Here is a 3,576-nt window from a genome sequence, read left to right on the forward strand (position 1 = left end):
ATTTGAGATATTAGGGCTTTCTCGTTTCTAATGTCCACAAGTGTTTTCATCTGTAATTCGTCCTCGCCTCCTTGATGGATCCTCAGTATTTATGAACGAAATTAAAGGAGAAATTAAAGGGGACGCTACCCTTTAATTAAGAAGTTCATCGATTGGAGTGTATTCATAACCGAATGCCTCAGCTACGCCTTTGTAAGTCACCTTACCTTTAACTACGTTGGCACCACGTTTTATTTCCCTGTTGTCCTTCATAGCCTTTTTCCACCCCTTGTTAGCAATCTCAACGGCATAAGGCAAAGTGGCATTGGTCAAGGCAAGGGTTGAGGTTTTGGGCAAAGCACCGGGCATATTTGATACGCAATAATGCACAATTCCATCGATATTGTATATCGGATCGGCATGAGTAGTCGGCCTTGAAGTCTCAAAGCATCCACCTTGGTCTATAGACACATCTACTAACACAGTCCCTTTCTTCATCATTTTCATCATTTCTCGCGTTACGAGTTTCGGAGCTTTGGCTCCCGGAATAAGGACTGCTCCCACCATTACGTCAGCTATTGGGAGAAGCCTTCGAATAGTGGCTGGCTTAGACATCAAAAGGAAGCAATTCCTAGGCATGATGTCGCTCAGATACCGCAGGCGATCCAGGTTCTTGTCCAGGACATAAACTTTGGCTCCCAAACCGCATGCAGTTTTTGCAGCATTAGTTCCAACGACACCACCACCCAGAATTACTACGGTACCTGGATCAACGCCAGGCACGCCTCCCAAAAGTATACCGTGCCCTCCGTGTTCCATCTCCAAATACTTTGAGCCTTGTTGAATCGCCATCCTACCTGCTACCTCGCTCATTGGTGTTAATAGGGGCAAGGTACCATCTTCCTTCTGGATAGTTTCGTATGCAATATTTACAGATTTTCTTTTAATTAAGGTCTGTGTTAATTCTTCAGATACAGCCAGGTGAAGATAGGTGAAAATAATCTGGTCTTCTCTGATGAGTCCATATTCGGAAGGCTGAGGTTCCTTAACACGCATCACCATCTCGGAACGGCCATAAATTTCCTCCGGAACTGCAATGATCTCAGCTCCAAGCTCGACATAGCTGAAATCATCAAATCCGCTGCTGACACCGGCATTGCGTTCAACCAGTACCACGTGTCCATTCTGTACCATGAGTTCTACTCCACCCGGAGTCATCGAAACACGATTTTCTTCAGCCTTTATTTCCTTTAGAATACCAACTATCATTTTTGACCTTCCTAATTAACTTAATTTCTCATTTAACCATTCAGACTACTAAACAGCAAAAATTGAGTAAATCTGGGGCAGTCCTTAACCTTATCGCGGCTTAGGCACTCTATTGGGCTTGTCATTTAATTATGCCTTTTTAACTTATTACTCACCGGAAGCTTTGGTATCAAGAAACGTCTCAAATGTTTCCAAGTGGCTCGGCTTGCTAAATGCCTCTTTAGAGAGCGTACCACTCTTAGCATGACCCTGTTTGAAAGCATCCGAATTAACCCAATTTCTAAAATCATCCTCCGATTGCCAGAACGTCATGACTACATAGGGTTGTTCAGGTTCTTGAGGTCGTAATACCAGATTACGTATGAAACCCCGCATGTCGTCTACTGCATGAACCCGATTTCGAAAACGTTCCTCAAATTTAGAAGCATATTCCGGGCTCACGAAAATTCGATTCATAGTAACGAACATGATTGTCTCCTCATTGAATGGGATCAGGAAAATTTATTATATCATAGGAAACGATATCTTTTATTTGAAGGAGATTTCTTCGCTAAAGCCTGTAGTGCGCCCTGAGTCTAATCGAAGGGTCGAAGTGCTCACAATTGTAAATGTCAGATATTGCGTGGACAAAATCCAAAAAGTAATAAATTCCCCGGAAATTTACTCTTCCGTCATCCTAGAATGTTTTCCGCCAGCTACGTGCGGGGACAAGCTTAATCGGGGATCCGTTGTTTAATTTTTTATTTTCTTTGTCTTGATACAAAGAAACAAAAATCAAGGGCTGACAAAAAATTAGGAATTATTAAATCAATTCCTTCAGCTAAAAATATTTAATCCAACCACAACCCCAAATCTTTTTTTAACGCTTCCGGAATTGATTTTGGCAATTTTTTGAATGCCCATTTAAAATCTAAGATACTCTCCCCGTATTATGTAACATCCACAGCAATGACATCTCTATGGATTCCCGCTAATAATCCGCGGGACAGAGGGGGAGCGGACTCCGGATTTGCGTGCACTCAAGCGTTGAGCTTGTTGGCCAGGTCGATGAAGTCCGTAGCGGTTAAGTCGAACAATGGATCCCTAATAAGATCGGGTTTTCCCTGCGGACCAAATTCCAGAGGGCGGAGGAGAAATGCCGTTTTGAATCCAACCCTACCTGCTGCGTAAAGGTCATCTTTGTGCGCTGCCACCATCATTACTTGCTCCGGTTTTAGCCCCAACAGATAAGCCGCAGTCTGATACACCTCTTTATCAGGCTTGTAGTGCTTCGCCAATTCTGATGACAAGATACAGTCCCACGGCAATCCTGCGTTCTTGGCCATATTCACGAGTAAAGATATGTTGCCGTTTGAGAGCGTCGCCAACACGAATCGTCTGCGAAGCCTTCTTAGCCCACGAACAGCGTCAGGCCACGGCTTAAGTCGATGCCATACACGGTTCAGATCGTCCTTCTCACTTTCGCTTAATCCTTTTATATTAAATTCTATAAGTAGCTGGCCGAGGATCATCCGATGAATTGCATCAATATTCATCCAGGGCAATTCACCATTTCGAACCTTATCCATTGCCGGTGCATACCCTGCACGCCATGCGTCGGCGAACCCAGCCCAATCTAAATTAATTCCTTTGGATTTTCCGAGTAGAGTACACTCGCGGATTATTGTGGCGCGCCAATCGACGACCGTGCCGAACACGTCGAAGGTAAGCGCCTTGATAGAGGATAAATCTGCTTTTTGTTTCATACCATATTGCTCAATTAAACTCCATCGAAGGAGACGAAGCAATCTAAATCAGAAAAGAAAGGAGATTGCTCCAATTGCTTCACAAATTTCGCAATTGTAAAAGCCAAATATCTCAGGGACAAGACCTTTAAATGTATCTTCTTCAATTATCTTATTTTCTCTTTCTAACTTCTTTGTCTTGATACAAAGAAGCAACCCTTCGACGGCACTCAGAACTAGGCTACCCAACAGTTTGGTTAAAAATTTTACACGTTAATTTGGATCCCCGATAACTATCCTCGGGGATGACATAACAACTAAAAAATTTAATTCAACCGCAACCCCCAAATTTTTTTTAACGTCTTCCTTCCTGATTTTCTTTACGCAATTTTTGGAATGCCGTTCAAGTCCTATTCACTCCGAAAAGGACTTATCAAAATAAATCTATGCATGAATTCGTAAGATTTTTTCCACCAGATATATGACATCTAAAGGAATGACAAAAAACACCCGAAACGAGGTAGCAAGCTGTAAGGAATTCGCTATTAAACTTTAGCCCTTACTCAGATTTCTTTTCTTCTCTACTTTTGAACTGAATCTTTCG

At 42.6% G+C, this 3,576-nt stretch carries 3 protein-coding genes; all 3 read right to left on the reverse strand.

All coding sequences use genetic code 11. The annotated features are described in order from the left end of the window. Window positions 1–132 precede the first annotated feature (132 nt). Entirely contained in the window at window positions 133–1,248 is a 1,116-nt protein-coding gene (ald, locus tag VGA95_14520; protein ID HEX9667758.1) for an alanine dehydrogenase, read from the reverse strand. Window positions 1,249–1,395: 147 nt separating this feature from the next. Beyond that, the gene (locus tag VGA95_14525) at window positions 1,396–1,716 is read right to left on the reverse strand and encodes an antibiotic biosynthesis monooxygenase (protein ID HEX9667759.1); all 321 of its coding nucleotides are present in this window, start codon (window positions 1,714–1,716) and stop codon (window positions 1,396–1,398) included. A 551-nt stretch (window positions 1,717–2,267) separates the two neighbouring features. Continuing rightward, window positions 2,268–2,993 (reverse strand): haloacid dehalogenase type II, encoded by a 726-nt coding sequence (locus tag VGA95_14530; protein ID HEX9667760.1) that lies wholly within the window; start codon window positions 2,991–2,993, stop codon window positions 2,268–2,270. Window positions 2,994–3,576 lie beyond the last annotated feature (583 nt).

The organism is Thermodesulfobacteriota bacterium, assembly GCA_036397855.1.
Classification (GTDB): domain Bacteria; phylum Desulfobacterota_D; class UBA1144; order Nemesobacterales; family CSP1-2; genus DASWID01.